We start from the raw sequence: 20246 nt of genomic DNA on the forward strand, positions 1-20246 counted from the left end.
TTGGTCATTCGGATTCTGACGCGTCGATACGTCAATAGCGACCATGCGGATCGTAAGCGTTAGCCGACCAGAAAGCCGAGTTTATCCATGTCAGTTCATTTTTCATCAAAGCGTTCATTCATCGCATCGGTCGTCGCCGGTGGCCTGCTGATGATGGCCCCCGCGATGGTGGCCAATGCGGGGTCCGGTTGCGGCTGCGAAGCCAGTTGTGGCTGTGGCGTGATGGCCGAGCCTTCCTGTGGCTGTGGCGAACCCGCCTGCGGTTTTGATGGGCCAACCTGCGGGTTTGAGGAACCTGTCTGTGGTTTCGAAGAACCAACCTGTGGATTCGACGGCGGCAGCGGTGGCTGTGGATGCGGGAAATGCGGCGGTGGACTGAATCTGCCAAAAATCCCGCGGATCCATCTGCCCAAAATCAACATGAAGCGGACGCTGGTCTACAAGGCGCTCGACGGAGTCGCCGGGGGGATCGAAAAGGTCTTCGGATTGGATCAGTGCCATTCCGGCTGTGGCACGCCAACCTGTGACGATGGATGTGACGCCGCCATGCTGGGCGAATTGGTCGTCCCCATGCCGCCCCAAATGCACACCTACGCCGAACCGATGCACATGCACAGCGATTCGGTATACGAGGGATCGGTTCACCACAATTCGGGGCACCATGGATCGTCAAACGTCGTCCAGCCACATGCCAACACTCACGGGCACGCGGTCGAATCGCCACAGTGGCAGCAAACGCCGCCCGTGGTCGCACCGCAAACCAAGATGCAAATGAGTCAGCCCCGAATCACGCCTCAAGCGTCCCGTCCACAGGTGGCACCGATTCCTAAATCGAATGCCCCCATGAATCGTCGCGCCGTTCCGGCCCCGGCGATCCCAGAAGACAAGTCATTGTTCGACGCTTTGTCGGATCCCTTCAGCGACGATGAAGTCAGCGTTCGCCGGATCCAAACCGTGCGTCCAAGCAGCTACGAAGCCCCGGCTCCGTCGGTGCCCCGCCGCGCCCTGTCCAGCTCGGATGAAACATCCAGCCGCCGCACCCATCGCTAGTCGATTTGGCCGCTAGCCTGGGTTGGGTTCCCCCAGATACCCCGGCATCGCCCAAACGCCAGCGCGGTCAAGCAATTCGTAGCGGAAGTCGCCAAAACTTTCGGTGATTCAACATCCATCGGCCGAAACTCTTGGCCAGTTGCGGTACCAGAAACCGCGCAAAACGTGGGCGGTGATGGTGAATCAGCCAAAGAGAGATGGGTCTGCGTCGATTACGATGCCGCAGAACTCCCTGCACCGGCAACTCCCTGCCGCAGAACTCAGCGGCGCAGAGCTCAGCGGCGCAGAACTCAGCGGCGGCCCGCCAGATCCCGATAGTGACTGCGGTAGGCATCGATCATCGTGGGGATCGAGAACTGGTTTCGCATTCGTTGGCGGTTGGCTTCCCCGACTCGGTCGGCAAGGCCCGCGTCGTTCAACAGCGGATCGGCTAAACGGGCCATGCTTGGGCCGTCGCCAACTTCGAAGGTTTGCTGGTCCCAGGTTTCGCCAAACAGTTCGGCGGATCCTTCGACCCGGCTGCAGACCGCCGGTCGCCCCGCCGCCATCGCCTCCATGACGACGTTGGGCATGCCCTCGTAACGGCTTGGCAGGATCAGCACACGGCAGCCACGCATCAACGGGGCCACATCGGATTGCCAAGCAATGCGTTGGGCTCGATGAGGCCCGATCCGGTCAATCCAGCGGTCGATCACTGCGGATTCAGGCCCGTCGCCAACGATCAATAGTCGCCGCGACGTGCCCGACGGTGCGATCGTGTCGATCTGGTCGCGAAGCAGTTCGATGCCCTTTTGTGGATGCAGTCGGCCCACGAACAACGCGACCGATGCGTCGGCCGGCCAACCCAATGTTTGCCAGTCAAACGCGGGTGCGGATGCGAAACGCGATACGTTGACCGCGTTGGGGATCACCCGAGTTTGGTCGGCTGGGCAGTTCAGCCGAGTCTCCGCGAACTGACGAACCGCATCGCTGACACACACCACACTGGTCATCTGCTTGACCGCCGATCGTTCGATTCGGCATCGAATGGGCCTGGCTTCGGCGACGCGCAATCCCCCGACCCGGACCTCAACACCCGCCGATTTGGCGGCATGCGTACCAATCACATTGGCATGAAATAGAAACGTTTGGCAGACATCCGGACGCGACTGGGTTAGCCAATGCTGGACCTGGCGATAGGCCGATCGAAGCTGCCAGATGGAATCGGCGCCAGCGGACTCGACCGGTATGTCGGCGTCTTGCAGTCGACGCACCAGGGCCGCTTGTGGATCGTCGCCGTTGGGGCCACCTGGCAACCTGCCAATGGAAAACACTCGCACTCGGTCGCCCGTATCCGCCAAGCCAAGGGCCAGTTCGGTCAGGCAACGTTCGGCACCGCCGACAAACAGTTCTGTGATGACAAAGTCGATTCGCATACCAGCATCGTCATGGATCGGGCCGCGTCGGGCAATCGCACAGCACGCGAGATTTTCCGACGCGGGGGCGGGGGGCGGGTGCGGCAAAGCTTTTCGTAGCGCAAGTCGCCAAGACTTTCGGTGATCCCACACCCATCGGCCGAAACTCGGGGCGACATCCGCTACGGAAAACCGCTCCAAACATGGGAATGGAAGCTTCACGGCGTTGGGCACGGGAGCAGATCCCGGGACGATTGCAAATTGCCCAAGTGATAAACCGGCGAAAGTTGACGTAGCCGCGATTTTCGATTCGACCGGAATCAGAGGACGCCTAATGTCGCTTCGTTGCGCTATGCGTGGCATCTAATGGCGGGTAATGTTGCGTTGCGGCCAGTCGCCGGATTCTGCGGCAATGGAAATGATCGTCACGATTGATTTAACCTGAACCAATTCCAAGTGGATTGAAGTCCGTCTTGCGATTTGACGTCTCGTGCTTCGTGGCGGTGACCGATGTTTCCAGTAGGACGGTTTCAACGCGGCTTGAAACGTCTTCGACTTCGTTTTTCACCGCCAGCCGCCGATCATTCCCGCAAGAACGACCGAGACAAGACGATGAACTTTGCAACTTTCACGATCGAGTCAGTGCACGGTGTCAAGCAAACTCTGACGCTGGGAGATTTCACGGTCGGTCCGCAGCCTGCCTCGGCCGCGCCGCCGAAGGATTCAGGTCAGGCGGCCCGCAGCCTGGATAGCCGGGTTTCGGATGGTCGAACCCCAGCGGCCGCACGGATCGACAAACCGATCGCTCGCTAGAGTCGATATCGGCGATGCCGGGGGATGTCAGGAAATCTGGCGAATCCCACTGCGGCGCGAGCCAATTGGGATGTCTGGAATTTCGGCGAATCCGGCTACGTGCCGGTGGTAGGACCGTTCAGTCCACCCACGGCGGCGAATAATCGTAGCCCGGCTACCGTTTCGCGAACGTCGTGAACACGAACGATGTGCGCTCCCGCGGCGGCCACGGCCAGGCTGACCGCTAAGGTTCCAGCCATCGTTGCCGCGGGCGAATCGCCCACCAATTTGCGAATGAACCCCTTGCGTGAATGGCCGATCAGAATCGGGCATCCCAGGTCGGTGAACCGGCCGGTTGCCGCCAACAGATCCAGATTGTGTTCGTGCGTCTTTCCGAATCCGATCCCAGGGTCCAGGCAGATTCGATCGAGCGAGATTCCTGAGGCCAAACAGAACTCTTTTCGCTCGATCAGGTACGAACGAATTTCGTCCACCACGTCGGCGTACTGCGGGGCATCCTGCATCGTTTGCGGAGTCCCCCGCATGTGCATCACGCAGACACCGACTTTTGTGCGAACCGCCACGTCGACCATGGCCGGGTCGCCTTCGAGTCCGGTGACATCGTTGATGATCTCGGCACCGCAATCGATCGCGGCTTGCGCCACCGCGGATTTACTGGTGTCGATGCTGATTGGAATCGTTAGCTTTCCAAGCAGCGCATCGATGACCGGGATCACACGATCTAGTTCTTCTTGTGTGCCGACGGGATCGCTGTAGGGCCGAGTGCTTTCACCGCCGATGTCGATGATGTCCGCGCCGTCGGCCTGCATCTGCAAAGCGGCATCCACGGCGACCGATAGATTTTGATGTTTGCCACCATCGGAAAAACTATCCGGCGTGACGTTCAAGATGCCCATCACGCGAGGCCGTTGCTGGAACGTGATCGTCCGTCGGCCCAGGTTCCACCCCAGCGTTGGTTCAGGCGTCATCGCAGTTACCAACGCATTTCCATCTGAGACACGATGCGTTCGGCCAAGTTTTCGATGGCCACTTGCATCGCCGAATCGACCGACTGGCCGGCTTCGGGAACGAAACGTGAATCTTGGCCGAACCCGATGGCGAATTCGCCGGTGGGTGTGATGGCGTTCTGCATCAACAGTTCGCCGCCGCGTCCTGTCCAAGATGCACGCACTGAAATCGCCGCGTCCAACGCACGCGGGTCATCGGTGTCGGTTTCCGTCAGAACTCGTTTGGATTCGTTGATCACTCGACAAACCAAGGTGCTGTCGGCGTTCGGATCGTGAGTCACTTTGTACGGGGTGCGGTCTTCGATTTCCTTCTGCAACGCCTCGGTCAGCCGAACACCCAGGTCATGGCGGAAGGTCTCGTTCCGAACGATCGGTACGTGGATGGTCCGAATGCCGGGGCGGAACAGCGATGCGGACCCAAACCGATAGGTCGCGCAGCCGCCGCTAACCAATAGCCCACTGACCAGCAATGTGCCGGCCAACGCGACGATGGAAACGACGGCATCGGTACGAGGCATCCGTTGGATCATCTGCGAATCGTCTCCGTCGGTGCCGCCGAACTGTCGCCGCCTTGCAGCTTCAACGGGTTCTTCGGACGCGATTCGGGGAAGATGTTGGTTAGCCAACCCAGACGCTGGGTCGGAACCGCAGGCAGCTGTTGAATTTGTGGCAGTCGTTTGCGAGCGATTTCAGCCTGCGGGGTGTCACCGTAACCGTCCAGCAGTTTCTGATAGTAGATTGCCGCCGCGCGATACTCTTTGCGTTTCTCGCGGAAACTTGCTTTCGTGGCCAAACGTTCGGCCCGGTGGTAGGCAATTTCAGCGGCAGCTCGGGCCACCATGTCGCCGTATTTCGGATCCGCCATCTTGTCGGGGAACCGTTGTCGCGTTTGACGCACTAGCGTTTCGGCTTCCTCGAGCACCAGTTCGCTGTAGTGCGGACCAGCATAGATTTCCAGTTTGCAGCGCAGGCCCAACAGGTGTGCCAGGAACAGGTGTTCGCTGTCGGGGAACGTTTCCCGCAGGTCCATCAGGAATTCATCCGCTTCTTCGAACTTGCTTTGGCGAATGTATTCTGCTGCCGCCGCCATCGTCGCGTCGTCCGCCAAACGTCCCGTCGGATCGTCGTAACGGATCTGGTCCAACACACGAATCGCATGCCCATCGGTATCCAAACGCGGTCGCGATGGGTCGGTCAGGTTCAACGTGAACCAGCTGTCTTCGTCTGCTTTAACCGTGTCGATCCAGTAGCGGCTGATCGAAAACAATCTTGCTGCGACCTGATCGTTGAACCGGTTGCGTGGGAAGTCTTTTTGCAACCGTTCGTAGGCGTCGCGTGCCTGTGTCAGTTGGTCTGAAAAGAATAGGCTTTCGGCCTGCATGAACAACGCGTCCTGTTCCAGCGCCGATCCCGGCGCGGCCTCGGTCGACTTGCGGAACTGTTTAGCGGCCTGAGCGAATGTTTTCTTGCGTTCGGTTTTTTCTTGGTCTTTGGCGGTCCGGAACAATCGGTCGCCTTCCTTGTAGAACACCTTGGCGCGTTCGCGGTCTTCTTGTTCGCGGCCGGTGATCAGGTTGGTGACCGACTTGGCCGTTTGTTTGGTCTTCTGCGTCAGCGACCCATCGGCGTTGGCCACGGGATTGCTGGCGTCGGCAATTTCTTCGCCGGATACTTGTGCGATCGGGTTGTCAGCCGATGGAGTCCCGTCGGCGACTGTTCCGTAGTTGTCGCCATAGGGGTCGGCGTCACCGGATCCAAACGGGCCGGCCATGGAACGGCATCCACCGACTAGCGTGATGCCACCGGCCAATAGCCCTAGGCCCAACAATCGGCGGCCGATTCCGAAATGACTGATGGCCACATTTCCCAATGTCACGTTCCCCAGCGCCAGTTTCCCGATCCGTCGTTGCCGGCGATCGGCTGAAATCAATGAATGGGAGTGCGCCAAACCTGGGTCCGCCGAGTGATCGTTGGGCATTGTTTTGTTCTCGTTAGCCGACATCGTTTTCCTGTCCATGGTTTGATCGTTTCGCATCCTGCGATCGTCTCGACCGACCAGCTTTGCTAGTCGTTCATCAATTTCGACCGATCAGCGATTCTGGGCTGGCGGCGTTCCCGGCGGGGAAGCTTCGGGGGTGATCTGTGTCGGCAAAAACGCCTGCATTCTTGGCACGTTCCCGATCACCGTTGGAATGTATCGGTTCATGATCGCACGCAGTTCGCCATAAATACTGCGGGCGACGTGCGTTGGCAGCGTTGTCGTGGCAGCCTGCAATTGGCGGATTTCTTCGACGATTGCCGCTCGCACCGAAATCGATTGCTGTTGTTTGGATCGGCACCCGCCGCAAACCACGCCACCGGCTGACAACGAAAACGAGATCCGCGGAGTGGTTTCGACGGCTCCACCACAATCCGTGCACCGATCGGTTCCCGGCGCATGGCCGAGAAGTCGAAGGATTTGGCAATCGAAAAACAGCAGTGTCGATGCGACATCGCCGCTGCCGTCAATCTGTGCGAGGGTTTGGATGGCCAAGTCGTAGACTTCGGGATGAGGGTCGTGTTCGTCCGTCAACAGTCGCAGCATTTCCGCGACGTAGTAGCCTGCGTAGACCCGCTCGAGCGATTTCTCGCCGCCGCGGAACCGCCGGTGCAGTTTGGCTTCGGTCAACAAATCGAGCGTATCGGCAGACTTCTTTAGAACGACTACACGACAAACGGCCAGCAGGTCAAGCGCGCCTTCGAAAGGGCCCTTGGGCCGGCGGGCTCCTTTGGCGATCGCCGATATCCGGCCAAAGTCACGCGTCAGCAGCGAAACGATCAAACTCGTTTCGCTGAACTCGATCGTTCGCAGCACGATTGCGGTGGTCTGTTCGGCCGCCAAGGGAGGCTTTCAACAAAGGAAATGTCGGGGGGGGAAGTGAGGTGTCGGGACGATCGGGAATGCGGGCTACAGTTCGCCCATTTCACCAAGCGTCGCCAGCAATTCGCTCATTTCGGCCGCCGCATGAGCATCACCCTGCTCTCTTGCCTGATCGATGCCGTCACGAAGGTGGGTGCGGGCGCGGTCGACTTCGTCGATGTCGACCAGCAATTGGGCGGACATGAAAAACGCCTGAACGAAGGGCGGCGTGTCCTTCATCAGAGCTTCGAAAAGATCCAAGCTTTTTTGGTTCGCACCTTCGCTTCGAAGTTCCATGGCCAGCGAATATCGCAGGAAATTGTCGGTGGGATCATCGGCGAGCATCGATTCAATTTTCTCGCGTCGACTCATGGCAGGGTTCCGGGTTTCGAATGAAGGTTCAGGGGGGGCGATCGGTTGCAGCAGTCTGCGATCATCATTGTCGGCCGAAAAGTGCAGACGGAAAGGCGACAACGGTGTCCGGTAGCAAGTTGCGACATGATTCTGCGCCAGTTTCACGTGGTCCGCCATGCGGCGTTTCACGCTTTGACGACCCTCCGAAGCGTTCGAACAGGCACAATCGTCAAATTTAATTCAATGCGTACAGGTACAGCCGCCGATAACACGAATGATTGAAGACCTCTCCGCCAACGCTTTGAGATTGACGCATGGACCGCGTGAAACGCCGATTTACTGTCGCTATGGCAGCGATCGCTATCCCCGCCCTACTGTTGTTGATGATTTCGATGACTGATGCAGCACAGCCGGATGGTGCTGCAGTGGCTGTGGCCGTCGGAAATGGCGACAGCGTCGAAGGTGGCGAGATTCGACAGGTCGTCGGCAAACAGCTTGAACGCGGCGGGACTCGCCCGGGATTGCTGCAGTCGATCCTCAGCGGTTCGACCTCCAACCGTTCCACCACTCACAACACCACGGCGCGAAGCGATCAATCGCGTGGATTGTTGGATGGTTTGTTTGGTGGTAATTCGTCACGCACCAGTTCGACGACCACTCGCCATACAACCGCTCCACGCAGCGGAACCGCGAATTCAAACACAGCCAAATCGGGCAGCGTGAACTGGGAAGGCATCCCTTACCACGAAGCCGATGCCAGCAACGCACGAACGGTTCCAGCGCCCATTCGCGATCCCAAGCAGGTTGCCGCCGACTCTTCGACGCGAATCATCCGCGGCGGATCGACCAATACCCGCACGGTTCCCAATCAATCATCAACCGCGTCGACCTCGACCCGAACGATGCAGGCGCCGACAATCGCTCGTCGTCCTTCGGCTCCCGTATTGCCGACGCCACCCGCCGATAGTGTCCAGTACCGGATGTCGGCAACGACCGGCACCGCCAATGATTTGTCGACGACGTCCAGCAGTCGCCGCAGCAATCGCCGTGACGTCGACGCGTTTGCCGTCGCGAAAAACAGCACCTCGGATTTGAAGGTCACACAGGCGCCGGAAGCACCCGCCAGCGACGATGTTGTCGATCTGGTACCACGGGTCAGTCGTCGCACGATCCCTGCCACCGTGGCCAAGACCCAAGTGGCGAAGCCAGCCGAAACGAAAGCTGTGCCAGCGGCGACTGAAACCATCAAGGCCGATTCGACCAAGGTGGCTGCAAAACCGGCACCCGCCAAGACAAGCGTCCCAACGGCCGATGTGCCCAAGCGAGCGGTCGCCGCCGAAACCAAAGTCGCCGAAACCAAAGTCGCTGAAACGAAGGTCGCCGAAACGAAGGTTGCTGAAACCAATGTCGCCGCGCCCAACGCTACCGCATCGAATGTTGCTGCCACCACACCCAAGCCGACTGCCGCACCCGTGTCGGGAACGCCTGCACTGACCGCATCACCTGCACCCGCAGCAAACTCGGTCGCTACTGTTCCCAGCGCTTCCCTGGATGCCCCATCGGCCGCCAGCCCCGCATACGTGACACCTGTGGATCCCGCGACCACCCCGGTTCCCACAATGACGATGTCCGCCACACCACAGGCCGTTGCATCGGCGCCACCTGTTCCCGCACAACCATACGCCGCATCAATGCCTAGTAATTCAATGCCTAGTAATTCAATGCCTGCGTCCTCGGTATCGCACCGAGCCGGACCACCTGCTGCTGCGTTCGCACCTGCCCAAGCATTGCCAAACGGTACCCAGTACGGATCCCAAGCGACCAACTTTGGTCCGTCCGGCCAAATTGCGATCGGGTCGGGGTTGCCACAGGGTGGACCACGCGACATCAAGTTCGGCGGGACCAACATGAACGGTTCGGTTGCCACGCAAGACAATTTTCAGCCGACGCCATCGATCACTCGGCCCTACGTCAGCACGCCAAGTTCGTCGCTGCCAACGTACGAAACCGCCCGAGCGACACGCGATCCGTTTGACGATCCCTATGGTCGCCGCGACGACCGACACAGTTTTGGTGCTGGACCGACCAGCCCGAATTTGGCCGACCGTAGCATGGGACCTGCGACGACCGCAGCAACCAGCCGGAATCCCAACGCGGGTCAATCGTCGGCTGGCGACGCAACGTCGTCGGTACCGATGCACCCGATCGCCGGTTACACCGCGTCCGGTTCGCAGGCTACCACGGCCCAAGGCGACAACTTCAAACGTACCAACGACGATTCGCGAAATCGAATGCGAACCGGTTCCGGCCAAGACCATACGGTCGCAGGAGCTGGGATGGCATCGTCGGAACTGCCTGGCATTCGAGTCGTCACCCGCGGCCCGAACGAGGTCATGATCCGTCAAACCAACGAATACGAGATCCGAGTGGAGAATCGTGGTTCGATCAACGCCGAAGGGTTGATCGTGCGAGCGATGATTCCCGACTGGGCCGAAGTCCGCGGACAAAACGCCACCCGTGGCGAAGTCGAATCCCAAGGCGAAGGATCCATCGAACGATTGGTCTGGAAAATCGACCAACTGCCCGCCGGTGCTTCTGAGAAACTGTTCGTGCGGCTGATGGCTGCCCGCAGCGGTACTCACGACGTGGACGTCGACTGGACTCTGATGCCGCAGAAGACCGTGACCCAGATCAAAGTGCACGAACCGCAATTGGATCTGACCATCGAAGGTCCTGATGAAGTCGTCTATGGCCAGTCGCAAACTTACAAGGTTCGTGTGCTGAACCCCGGTGACGGCGTCGCACCCAATGTGGTGTTCACGTTGTCGCCAAATTCGGCCACGCCGCAGACTCAGCGAATCGGAGACATCCCGGCCGGTAAAGAAGCTCAGTTCGACGTCGAACTGACCGCCCAAGATCTCGGGGATCTGAAAATCCACGGTCTAGCGGCCGGTGACTACGAGCTTCGCAGCGAAGCGACCAAGACGATTCGCGTCTCGGCTGCTCAGATCGAAGCCGTCCTGAACGGACCTGAACTGAAGTACCAAAACACCGAAGCGATGTACAACCTGCAGGTTGAAAACGTCGGGTCGGCCACCACCGAACGTGTCGTCGCTTCGCTGCGATTGCCAGCCGGTGTGAAGTACCTGGGCGGAATCGAAGGAGCCCAGTTGCGTGCGAACACCCTGACCTGGGAAATCGCCAGCTTGGCCGATGGTGCCACACGGGACTATCAGTTCCGCTGCAACATGACAGCCACCGGCGAACACGTCTTCTCGTTCGAATGCAAAGGCACCGCCGCGGGACACGCGGATGTGGCTTTGACGACGCGAGTCGAGTCGATCTCGGACTTGGTGCTGACGATCCATGACCCCATCGCCCCGGCACCCATCGGCAGCGAAGTGACCTACGAAATCGTTGTTCGCAACCGCGGCAGCCGAGAAGCCAAAGACGTCAAGACTCTGGCTCAGTTCAGCCACGGCATCGAACCACAACGCGTCGAAGGCCAAAGTGGCGAAGTCGTGACCGGGCAAGTGGTGTTCGATACGATCCCACGAATCGGTGCGGGCGAAGAAGTCCACATGAAGGTCGTCGCGATCGCTGACCGGGCCGGACACCACCGCTTCCGAACCGAAGTTCGATCGGGTGACACTGTCTTGGTCGCCGAAGAAGCGACTCACTACATGAGTCCTCAGGCCGACCGCGTCAGCCGACGCAGCAGCGACAGCAAGCAGATTCGCTAGTTCAGCGACCTGCGGTCGATCACTGACAAACACGAAACGCCGAGCCGATTCCAATCGGGCTCGGCGTTTTTCGTTGGATCACCACGTAGCGCAAGTCGCCAAGACTTTCGGTGATCGGCCGCATTCACCGAATCGGCGAACCGCGGCGCCGGCGAATTCCGTTGGCCTTCGAACCCCGCGCTCGGGATCACGAACCTGCCTTTTTCAGCGACGACAGATACTCGACCACGTCGATCAAACCTTGTTGATCCATCGTGTGATGCAGGTTGTCTGGCATGATCGACTTTTCGGACTTCTTTAGCACGTCGATATCGTCCCGATCGATTTTGCGATCGATCGCATCGATGGTTCGGATCGTGACTTGATCGGGCGTCTCAGAGATTTTCAGCCCGTTGATCACCTGGCCGGACACGGTCAGTGCGATGAACATTTCGTAGTCGTGGCTGATCCCCGCGCTGGGCGCTAAAATCGCCGTCAACATCGCTTCCCGCGATAGCTTGCTGCCGATTTCTGAAAGGTCGGGACCGACCGACTTTCCGAACTGCTGGACGATGTGACAGTTGGCACAGGTTCCCACGGTCCGGAATAGTTCCTGGCCATGCGATACGTCTCCTTTCATCGTCGCCAACTGATCGATCGGTGGCAGCGGCTTTTGGTCCTTTTGGGTGATCTGTGGGAACAGTTTGGCGGCTCGTTTGCGAATGTCGGCGTCGTCGCTGCGAGCCAGCAGACCGCCAGCCAACAGTTCGGTATCGGCGGGCAGTTGATCTTTGGTCGCCAAGTCGATCAATCGCTGCTGACCACCCTTGGCTCGCGACAGGCCGACGACTGCGGCATGCCGGACATCAAAAGGACGATCCGGTTTGCCGGCGGTGTCGCCAAGCATGTTGATCGCACGTTGATTGCCCAGCAAACCTAAAACTCGGGCCACCTCGCTTGCGCTCGGCACCGATTCGCTGGCGAGTGCTTTCCGCAGAATCTGCGGCCCGCCGTCCATTTCGCCCAGCATCGACGCAGCTTCGACTTTCGTCGAATCGTCGGCCGCGCTGGTGCACAATTCGATCAGACTGGTTTGGATGTCGACCGGGGTGAACTGTTTGATCAGACGCAGGTATTCGGCCGTACCGCGGCTTCGGTAGATTTGGCGGTCGACTGCGCCTTTCGCCTCGGGGTGCTGCGAAATGTCAAAGCCGTCGATCCGTTCGATCGCCCGAATGATGATCGCATCATCGCGTGCTGATCCCGATTGCAACGACAACAGTTGCTGCATTGAACTCGATCGAACCGCCGGATCGTGGTATTCCAGCGACCGAAAATAGCGATCGGTTGCGGCCAGTTCAACCGATGGATCCGCGATGATTTTGGCCATCATGTCTGCCGCCTTGGGGGCTCGAATACGCCAAACAATGTCGCGTCCCGCTGCGGTCGCTGCGGAGGTCGGGGCCAGATTCAAGTAAGCGTCGAAACACTCGGTCGCACGAAGCTCGCTGCCAATACCCAAGGCCTCCAAATACCAGCGGTCGCGTCCGTCATGCTGGGACGCAAGTTGGGCCCAGACGGCTGGCATGGTGGGCGATGTGTCGTAACGCAGCGCCGTTGCCAATTCGCGGCGCACCGCTGGGGATGGATCCGACGCCACCGATTCGCAAGCGACGGAGATCGGCATTTTTAACTGTTTGGCCAACCGGATGCCGGTGATTCGCAGATCGGCATTTTCGTGGGCCAGTGCCTTGGCGACGTAGGTTTCCCCTTTCGATTCGATGCGTCCCAGCAACCACAACGCGCGGGCGGCTAGTCTTGGATTGGGATCGGCAAACAGTGTGGCCAATTCAGATTCGGCGCTGGCGCCCATCGATTCAATCGCCTTCAACGCCTTGTATCGAACGGCCAAGTTCGGGTTGCGCAGTGCGGATACCGCACCGGCGGCTGTCGAGTAGTCGAACTTGGGTGAGCGATATTCCGACCCGGGCGGCGCGATGCGGAACAGTCGCCCGCGGTCGGTGTCGCCTTGGTGGTGACCGCCCACGCCGGGGTCGTACCAATCGGTGACAAACAGCGATCCATCGGGTGCGACGCAAACGTCCGCCGGGCGGAACCATTGATCGCGTTGGCCGGTCATCATCGGTTCGATGGTCGCGGTGTACCCTGCCCCGTCAACCTTGGCTGGATAGGCGCGGACGACATTTGGGCCGGGATCACAGTGGATCACTTGGTCCCAAAAACGCTGGGGCAACAAACGGCCTTCGTAGACGCAAATCCCCGATGGTGAACCCGCACCGGTTTGCAACATGTTGGGGACAACGCCAGGGTCGTTCAGGTGCCAGTGACGTAGCGGGATTTCGGCTTCCCAGTTCATCCGCTCGTCTCGCCATCCAGCACCGGTCAGTTCGTCTCGGTAACCATAGTTGCCTTGTTCCATCACGAAGTTGATGCGAGTGCCTTGGTTACCGTCATCGTCGTTGTCGCTTTGCCAAAGCGTTCCAAACGAATCGATGGTGGTTTCCCAGTTGTTTCGGAAGTTGTGAGCCAGGACTTCGAAATTCGATCCGTCCACGTCGCATCGAAACGGCATTCCGCCGTACAGGGGTTGGCCGTTGTCGACGACTGGGCGACCGTGGATGTCGACGACGGTGTTCCCATCGGCGTCTTTGACCTGCCCGCCGGTGTTGCCAAAGTTCCAGTACAAGCGGCCGTCGGGGCCAGGCAAAAACGAGTGGGCCGAGTGGTCGTGTTGCGGTTGTCCGGTCTCGGTAAACATCGCTTCTTTGCGTTCCGGGATGTCGTCGCCGTCTTCGTCAATGAAACGCCAAATGGTCGGGGACGCGCTGACAATCACCTCTTGCCCCTTGCCTGAACCCAGCACGCACAGTCCCATCGCTGAATCGATGTCACTGCCTTGATAGAACGTTTTGACCGAATCCATCACACCGTCGCCGGTGGTGTCTTCCAGGATCAAAATGCGATCCCCTTCGGGGCGTGATCCCGCATTGCGGCGATAGTTCATCACGTCGCAAACCCACACCCGGCCGCGATCATCGATGTCCAGATTGGTCAGGCTGCGCAGCATCGGTTCGCTGGCCGAAAGAGTCGCTTCGAGTCCGGACGCGATTGTCAGCCCGTCCAGCGCGACGGCGGGTTCATGTGAATCGGCTGCGGTTGTGCCAGTCGCTGAATCACCGATCGCCGGCGGTGCGTCGGCATAGATCGCAAACACGACACTGGAATGCGTGCCATCGTTTTGCGATGTCCCGCCATCGTCCAACGCGCCGGTGACGGTCAACTTGTTCATGCCACCCGCAATCCGGAAATGCAGGACGCTGTTGGCGTGAACGCCGATCGCTGACGAACCGATCGGTTGGCCATCGACCGACCATGGCTTGCCTTCGCAATTCGCATTGCGGTGGACTTTCCCGAAACCGGTTGATGCCGATTGCCATTTCATGTCGACCAACGATTGCTGGCCGTTTTTGCCGTGCAGCGTGGGATCGATCCAATCGGCCCAATCACAGCTGTACCCGTCGCCGCCATCGGTGGCGACCAGGTACAGGTCTCGGACTCCCTTGACGGATACTTCGATGTCGACTCGTTGGCCCGGCGTTTGGGACGTCACCACGGGCGACGCAAACAATTCTCTCGCTTTGGCGCCGCCGGTCTTGCGTGACTGGCTACGGTTTAGCTTTTTTTTTTGCCGCTGCTGCTCAACTTGAATTCGTCAGCAAGTTGCTTGGCGTCAAAATTCTTGGGCGGATCGTAGTCTTGGTTCTCCAGCAACACGTCGACCGTTACCGGTTGTCCCATCGATGAACCGGACTTCGCGATGTCCTGGCCCGCGGTCCAGCGAATCGCATTGATGATCAAACGCCGAACATCTTCGTGCCCCCAGTTCCAATGGTAGTGCCCACCGGTGAATCCAAAGGCTCGGCCGCCTTCGGGACGATCGTAGGTCCAGGCCACGGTTTGCTTTTCGCCAGCGGCAACACTTTTGCGAACCGATGGATTGCCGCTGTGCGGTCCGTCAGAGCGACGCATGGTTTCGGGGGGCGCTACGGCGGCCAAGATCGGCGTCACCGCGTCGTTGTCTTTGAACCGAATGTGAAAGTACCATTCGTCGTTGGTCGAGAAAGGTTTGACACCGCGAGTGACCGGATGTTCGGGAAGCGTCTTGAAGTCACCGACCCAGTGTGGGTTGACGCTGTAGTTGACCTCGAAATGGCCGCCCAACAGATCCAAGAACGCGTCCCCGGTCGGTCCGGGTACCGTTTCGACAGCGTAGTGCAGGCACACCAAACCGCAGCCGTCGTTCATTCGTTTGGCGAGTGTTTCAAGATGCGGGATCGCCAGATGACGACCGCCACCGTCGCCGTAGATCACGATCGTGTCGGCGTTTTCGATCAACGTTTCGTCTTCCGGCCAACCGCGGACCAGCGTGATGTTGGCGTCGTCCGTGCTGGCCCGAAGCGATTCTTCCAACACCTTCAGCCCCGCGTAGTGTTCGTGAGCACCGTAGCCGTGCGATGGGTTGCCGGCCAACAACAGAATCTGAGTCGGATCAGCGGCGTCGGAAACATTGGCAACCAAAGTCGCAACCGCACAGCAGAATGCGAGCGACAGGGGGCGAAAGGAGCTGGGGAGCATGGTGGGGAGTTCTCGCGTCGGGTGGGATTTGACGGTAGTGGCGTCGAACATCCCCTTAGTTTAGCAAGAACCGGCCTCGAAGCGACCATCGGGCCACAATTGATCCGGCAGGCATGGCGTGCCAGTCGCTCCAAAGGCGATTCCCCCCCGTTTCGATTGCATAGCCAGTTGTCGTTTCACCGCGAGACCACCGGCCCACGCGTGTTCGGTCCGGTGCGCGCGGGGCGATGCCCACGCGGTTAAACGACTAGGCCGCGGGCATACCGGAACCTCGCGCAGTGCACCGTTCACCTTCGTTTAACCGCGTGCCCACCGGGCCGCGCGTTTTGGGTCGGGTGCGCGCGGGGCGTTGCCCACGCGGTTAAACGATTGGGCCGCTGTCATGTCGGGAACCTCGCGCCGTCCATCGTTCACATTCGTTTAACCGCGTGCCCATCGGGCCGCGCGTTTTAGTCTGGTGCGCGCGGGGCGATGCCCACGCGGTTAAACGATTGGGCCGCTGGCATGACGGGAACTCGCGCCGTCCATCGTTCACATTCGTTTCACCGCGTGCCCACCGGGCCGCGCGTTTCACGTCTGGTGCGCGCGGGGCGTTGCCCACGCGGTTAAACGACTAGGCCGCTGGCATACCGGAACCTCGCGCCATCCATCGTTCACCATCGTTTAACCGCGTGCCCATCGGGCCGCGCGTTTCAGGTCGGGTGCGCGCGGGGCGTTGCCCACGCGGTTAAACGACGGGGTGGCTGGCGTGGCGGGGACTTGTGCAGCGTATGGTTCACGTTCGTTTCGCGGCGTGGACGTCGGGCCGCGCGTTTTCGGTCGGGTGCGCGCGGGGCGTTGCCCACGCGGTTAAACGACTGGGCCGCTGTCATAACGGAACCTCGCGCCGTCCATCGTTCACCTTCGTTTAACCGCGTGCCCACCGGGCCGCGCGTTTCAGGTCGGGTGCGCGCGGGGCGTTGCCCACGCGGTTAAACGACTGGGCCGCTGGCATGCCGGAATCTCGCGCCATCCATCGTTCACCTTCGTTTCACCGCGAGACCACCGGGCCGCGCGTTTCAGGTCGGGTGCGCGCGGGGCGTTGCCCACGCGGTTAAACGATTGGGCCGCTGGCATACCGGAACCTCGCGCCGTCCATCGTTCACATTCGTTTAACCGCGTGCCCATCGGGCCGCGCGTTTTGGGGCCGATGCGCGCGGGGCGATGCCCACGCGGTTAAACGATTGGGCCGCTGGCATAACGGCGCGCCGTCCATCGTTCACCTTCGTTTCACCGCGAGACCACCGGGCCGCGCGTTTCACGTCTGGTGCGCGCGGGGCGTTGCCCACGCGGTTAAACGATTGGGCCGCTGGCATGACGGGAACTCGCGCAGTGCATCGTTCACATTCGTTTCACCGCGAGACCACCGGGCCGCGCGTTTTACGTCTGGTGCGCGCGGGGCGATGCCCACGCGGTTAAACGATTGGGCCGCGGGCATGACGGAACCTCGCGCCGTCCATCGTTCACATTCGTTTAACCGCGTGCCCATCGGGCCGCGCGTTTTCGGTCGGGTGCGCGCGGGGCGTTGCCCACGCGGTTAAACGACTGGGCCGCTGGCATACCGGGAACTCGCGCCGTCCATCGTTCACCTTCGTTTCACCGCGAGACGACCGGCCCGCGCGTGTTAGGTCGGGTGCGCGCGGGGCGATGCCCACGCGGTTAAACGATTGGGCCGCGGGCATACCGGGAACTCGCGCCATCCATCGTTCACCTTCGTTTCACCGCGAGACGACCGGCCCGCGCGTTTCACGTCCGATGCGCGCGGGGCGTTGCCCACGCGGTTAAACGACTGGGCCGCTGGCATGACGGGAACTCGCGCCGTCCATCGTTCACATTCGTTTAACCGCGTGCCCACCGGGCCGCGCGTTTTCGGTCCGATGCGCGCGGGGCGTTGCCCACGCGGTTAAACGATTGGGCGGCTGGCATGACGGGAGCTTGTGCAGCGTATGGTTCACGTTCGTTTCGCGGCGTGGACGTCGGGCCGCGCGTTTGGTCTGGTGCGCGCGGGGCGTTGCCCACGCGGTTAAACGACTGGGCCGCTGGCATAACGGAACCTCGCGCAATGCATCGTTCACATTCGTTTAACCGCGTGCCCATCGGGCCGCGCGTTCGGTCCGGTGCGCGCGGGGCGTTGCCCACGCGGTTAAACGACGGGGTGGCTGGCGTGGCGGGGACTTGTGCAGCGTATGGTTCACGTTCGTTTCGCGGCGTGGACGTCGGGCCGCGCGTTTTCGGTCGGGTGCGCGCGGGGCGATGCCCACGCGGTTAAACGACTGGGCCGCTGGTATGACGGGAACTCGCGCAGTGCACCGTTCACCTTCGTTTAACCGCGTGCCCATCGGGCCGCGCGTTTCACGTCTGGTGCGCGCGGGGCGTTGCCCACGCGGTTAAACGATTGGGCCGCTGGCGTGGCGGGGACTTGTGCAGCGTATGGTTCACGTTCGTTTAACCGCGTGGGCATCGCGCCGCGCGTGTCAGTACCGATGCGCGCGGGGCGTTGCCCACGCGGTTAAACGATTGGGCTGCTGGTATGACGGGAACTCACGCAGTCCATCGTTCACCTTCGTTTCACCGCGAGACGACCGGCCCGCGCGTTTCACGTCCGATGCGCGCGGGGCGTTGCCCACGCGGTTAAACGATTGGGCGGCGGATTGTACGGCGTGGCTGATGCCGACGCCTTCACTCGGTGAGTCGCCGCGGTGAGTTACCGCAGCAGGTTGTGGTAGACATCCGCTGTTCCTGACGCCATTGCCAGGTCGGAGAATCGTTCGGCGTGACTTTGAAACGCGTTTTCAGACATCGTCGTCCAGTCGAATTTGCCGGTTACTAGGTCGGCAATCGAGTCGGCCAAACTGGACGCGTCGCGTGGTTTAGCCAAAAAGCCTTCGACGCCATGGGTGACGGCTTCCGGTGTCCCCTCGACGCGCGTTGCGATCACCGGGACAGCGGCCGCCATCGCCTCCAGGACCACCATCGGCAATCCTTCGCCGAATAGGCTAGGCAGGATCATCGCATCGAGTTCGACGAGCGCTTCGGGGACATTCGACGTGAAGCCAACTTGTTCGACTCGATCGCGAATCTCCAGTGCAGCGATTTGTTTTTGGATGCCGGCTTCGTAGTCCGCCGTTTCAAAGGGGCCAATGACGCGAAGCACAACGTCGTGTCCGGCATCGCGAAGTTTTGCCAAAGCGTCCAACGCGATTTCCAGTCCTTTGCGAGGACGCATCAGGGCCACCATTCCGATCGTCCATCGTCCACCAACCACGGGGTACCGTGTGCGCGGTGGTCGAATCGCGGGGACCCCGTTGTGCACGACGGTCACTTTCGAAGGGGCGGCGCCGCGTTCGATGCAGTCCTTTCGCAGGCTTTCCGAAACCGTGATCAGGTGCGAACAGCTGCGTAGAGATTGTTTTTCGATCCACGCGTTGACATGGTTGGTGATCATTCGTGACGAGTCGCGAGCCGCCGGGCTGTGGACGTGGTAGATCCACGGCACGCCAGCCATTCGTGACGCCAACGCCGTGATCATGGCGGTCCGCGGCGTGTGGGCGTGAAGCAGGTCGTATCGATATTCGCGGATCAAGTCGCGGATGCGGCCGACGGCTCGTAAGTCAAACCGATGAGCCATCGACGCGTCGTGTCCGATGCCCCAATCAGGCGATTCCTCGTTCAACATCTCGGCAAACTTGCCCGGTTTGACACAAGCGAAGTCGGCGGCGACACCAAATTTTGGCAGGCAGCGTCCCAGGTGGGACTGGACCCGTTCGGCTCCGGAAAAGTGTTCTCCGTTGACGACATGCAGAACTTTGACGTCGATGACCGGATTACTGGTCGGATTCTGGCTGAGGGAATTGGCTCGGCTAAATTGCGAACTCTCAGCGGCCGATTGGTCTGCGGTCGGGGCCACGCCCAGCCCAGGGTTCGACGCCAGCGGCATGGTGGCCGCGGTGCCCGACGCCGATTCGTTGGCTGTGTGTTCAAAATTGGCAGGGGACAGCATGGAAAGCAGACCTAAGAGCAAAAGTGGACGATCGATAAAAAATCTAAATCGATGAAACCCGAAAATGCGGATTCGCCAAATGTTGGGTATCCGTCGAAAGTGTGGGATGCGTCCGTCGGACCCGCCGCTGCCAACCGGAGTCGAAGTTGCCGGATCAGCGAAAACGTCCCGGTTGTTCCGGTCATGCTGATCAGGAGACTTTCGGGTCGTGCCTACTGCTTCGGACATCGCTGGGCTAGATTGGTGGCCGGCGCCGCTCTGTGATCCGAGATCGTTCGGTGGTGCCGAACCCCCCACTCCTGAATCCAACGT

12 protein-coding genes are annotated in these 20246 nt (G+C 60.3%); 3 read left to right on the top strand and 9 right to left on the bottom strand.

Features of this window, described 5'->3' with window-relative positions; translation table 11 throughout:
- Window positions 1-87 precede the first annotated feature (87 nt).
- Window positions 88-1050 carry a hypothetical protein gene (locus tag K227x_RS08630; protein ID WP_145169140.1) on the top strand — a complete coding sequence of 321 codons (963 nt, stop codon included), beginning with the start codon at window positions 88-90 and terminating at the stop codon, window positions 1048-1050.
- A gap of 290 nt (window positions 1051-1340) precedes the next feature.
- On the opposite strand, the gene K227x_RS08635 is transcribed toward K227x_RS08630, so the two are convergent.
- Window positions 1341-2465 (bottom strand): glycosyltransferase, encoded by a 1125-nt coding sequence (locus tag K227x_RS08635; protein ID WP_145169141.1) that lies wholly within the window; start codon window positions 2463-2465, stop codon window positions 1341-1343.
- 591 nt (window positions 2466-3056) lie between these two features.
- Between K227x_RS08635 and K227x_RS08640 the strand changes: the two genes are divergently transcribed.
- Window positions 3057-3257 carry a hypothetical protein gene (locus tag K227x_RS08640; protein ID WP_145169142.1) on the top strand — a complete coding sequence of 67 codons (201 nt, stop codon included), beginning with the start codon at window positions 3057-3059 and terminating at the stop codon, window positions 3255-3257.
- Window positions 3258-3352: 95 nt separating this feature from the next.
- Here the strand turns inward: K227x_RS08640 and folP are convergent, their stop codons facing one another.
- The 5 genes from folP to K227x_RS08665 form a co-directional block, all read right to left on the bottom strand.
- Window positions 3353-4225, bottom strand: a complete 873-nt coding sequence (gene folP / locus K227x_RS08645; protein ID WP_246146678.1) for a dihydropteroate synthase — start codon at window positions 4223-4225, stop codon at window positions 3353-3355.
- A gap of 5 nt (window positions 4226-4230) precedes the next feature.
- Complete coding sequence (lptE, locus tag K227x_RS08650; protein WP_145177511.1) at window positions 4231-4782, bottom strand: LPS assembly lipoprotein LptE; 552 nt, start codon at window positions 4780-4782, stop codon at window positions 4231-4233.
- An 8-nt stretch (window positions 4783-4790) separates the two neighbouring features.
- Complete coding sequence (locus K227x_RS08655; RefSeq protein WP_246146679.1) at window positions 4791-6266, bottom strand: tetratricopeptide repeat protein; 1476 nt, start codon at window positions 6264-6266, stop codon at window positions 4791-4793.
- Window positions 6267-6353: 87 nt separating this feature from the next.
- A complete protein-coding gene (gene recO, locus K227x_RS08660; RefSeq protein ID WP_145169143.1) occupies window positions 6354-7145 on the bottom strand; it encodes a DNA repair protein RecO in 792 nt (263 codons plus the stop codon).
- Between the two features lie 66 nt (window positions 7146-7211).
- Window positions 7212-7535, bottom strand: a complete 324-nt coding sequence (locus tag K227x_RS08665; protein WP_145169144.1) for a hypothetical protein — start codon at window positions 7533-7535, stop codon at window positions 7212-7214.
- Between the two features lie 329 nt (window positions 7536-7864).
- On the opposite strand from K227x_RS08665, the gene K227x_RS08670 reads away from it, so the two are divergent.
- Window positions 7865-11260, top strand: coding sequence for a DUF11 domain-containing protein (locus K227x_RS08670; protein ID WP_218933866.1), 3396 nt, complete (start codon window positions 7865-7867; stop codon window positions 11258-11260).
- A 187-nt stretch (window positions 11261-11447) separates the two neighbouring features.
- Here the strand turns inward: K227x_RS08670 and K227x_RS08675 are convergent, their stop codons facing one another.
- The 3 genes from K227x_RS08675 to K227x_RS08680 all read right to left on the bottom strand — a co-directional run bounded on the left by K227x_RS08675 (window position 11448) and on the right by K227x_RS08680 (window position 19934).
- On the bottom strand, window positions 11448-14888 hold the full coding sequence (locus tag K227x_RS08675) for a PVC-type heme-binding CxxCH protein (protein ID WP_246146680.1): 3441 nt from the start codon (window positions 14886-14888) through the stop codon (window positions 11448-11450).
- 44 nt (window positions 14889-14932) lie between these two features.
- Window positions 14933-15895, bottom strand: a complete 963-nt coding sequence (locus tag K227x_RS31105) for a ThuA domain-containing protein (protein ID WP_246146681.1) — start codon at window positions 15893-15895, stop codon at window positions 14933-14935.
- 2743 nt (window positions 15896-18638) lie between these two features.
- The gene (locus tag K227x_RS08680; RefSeq protein ID WP_246146682.1) at window positions 18639-19934 is read right to left on the bottom strand and encodes a glycosyltransferase family 4 protein; all 1296 of its coding nucleotides are present in this window, start codon (window positions 19932-19934) and stop codon (window positions 18639-18641) included.
- Window positions 19935-20246: the final 312 nt, after the last annotated feature.

This window comes from Rubripirellula lacrimiformis (assembly GCF_007741535.1).
GTDB classification, from domain to species: Bacteria; Planctomycetota; Planctomycetia; order Pirellulales; family Pirellulaceae; genus Rubripirellula; species Rubripirellula lacrimiformis.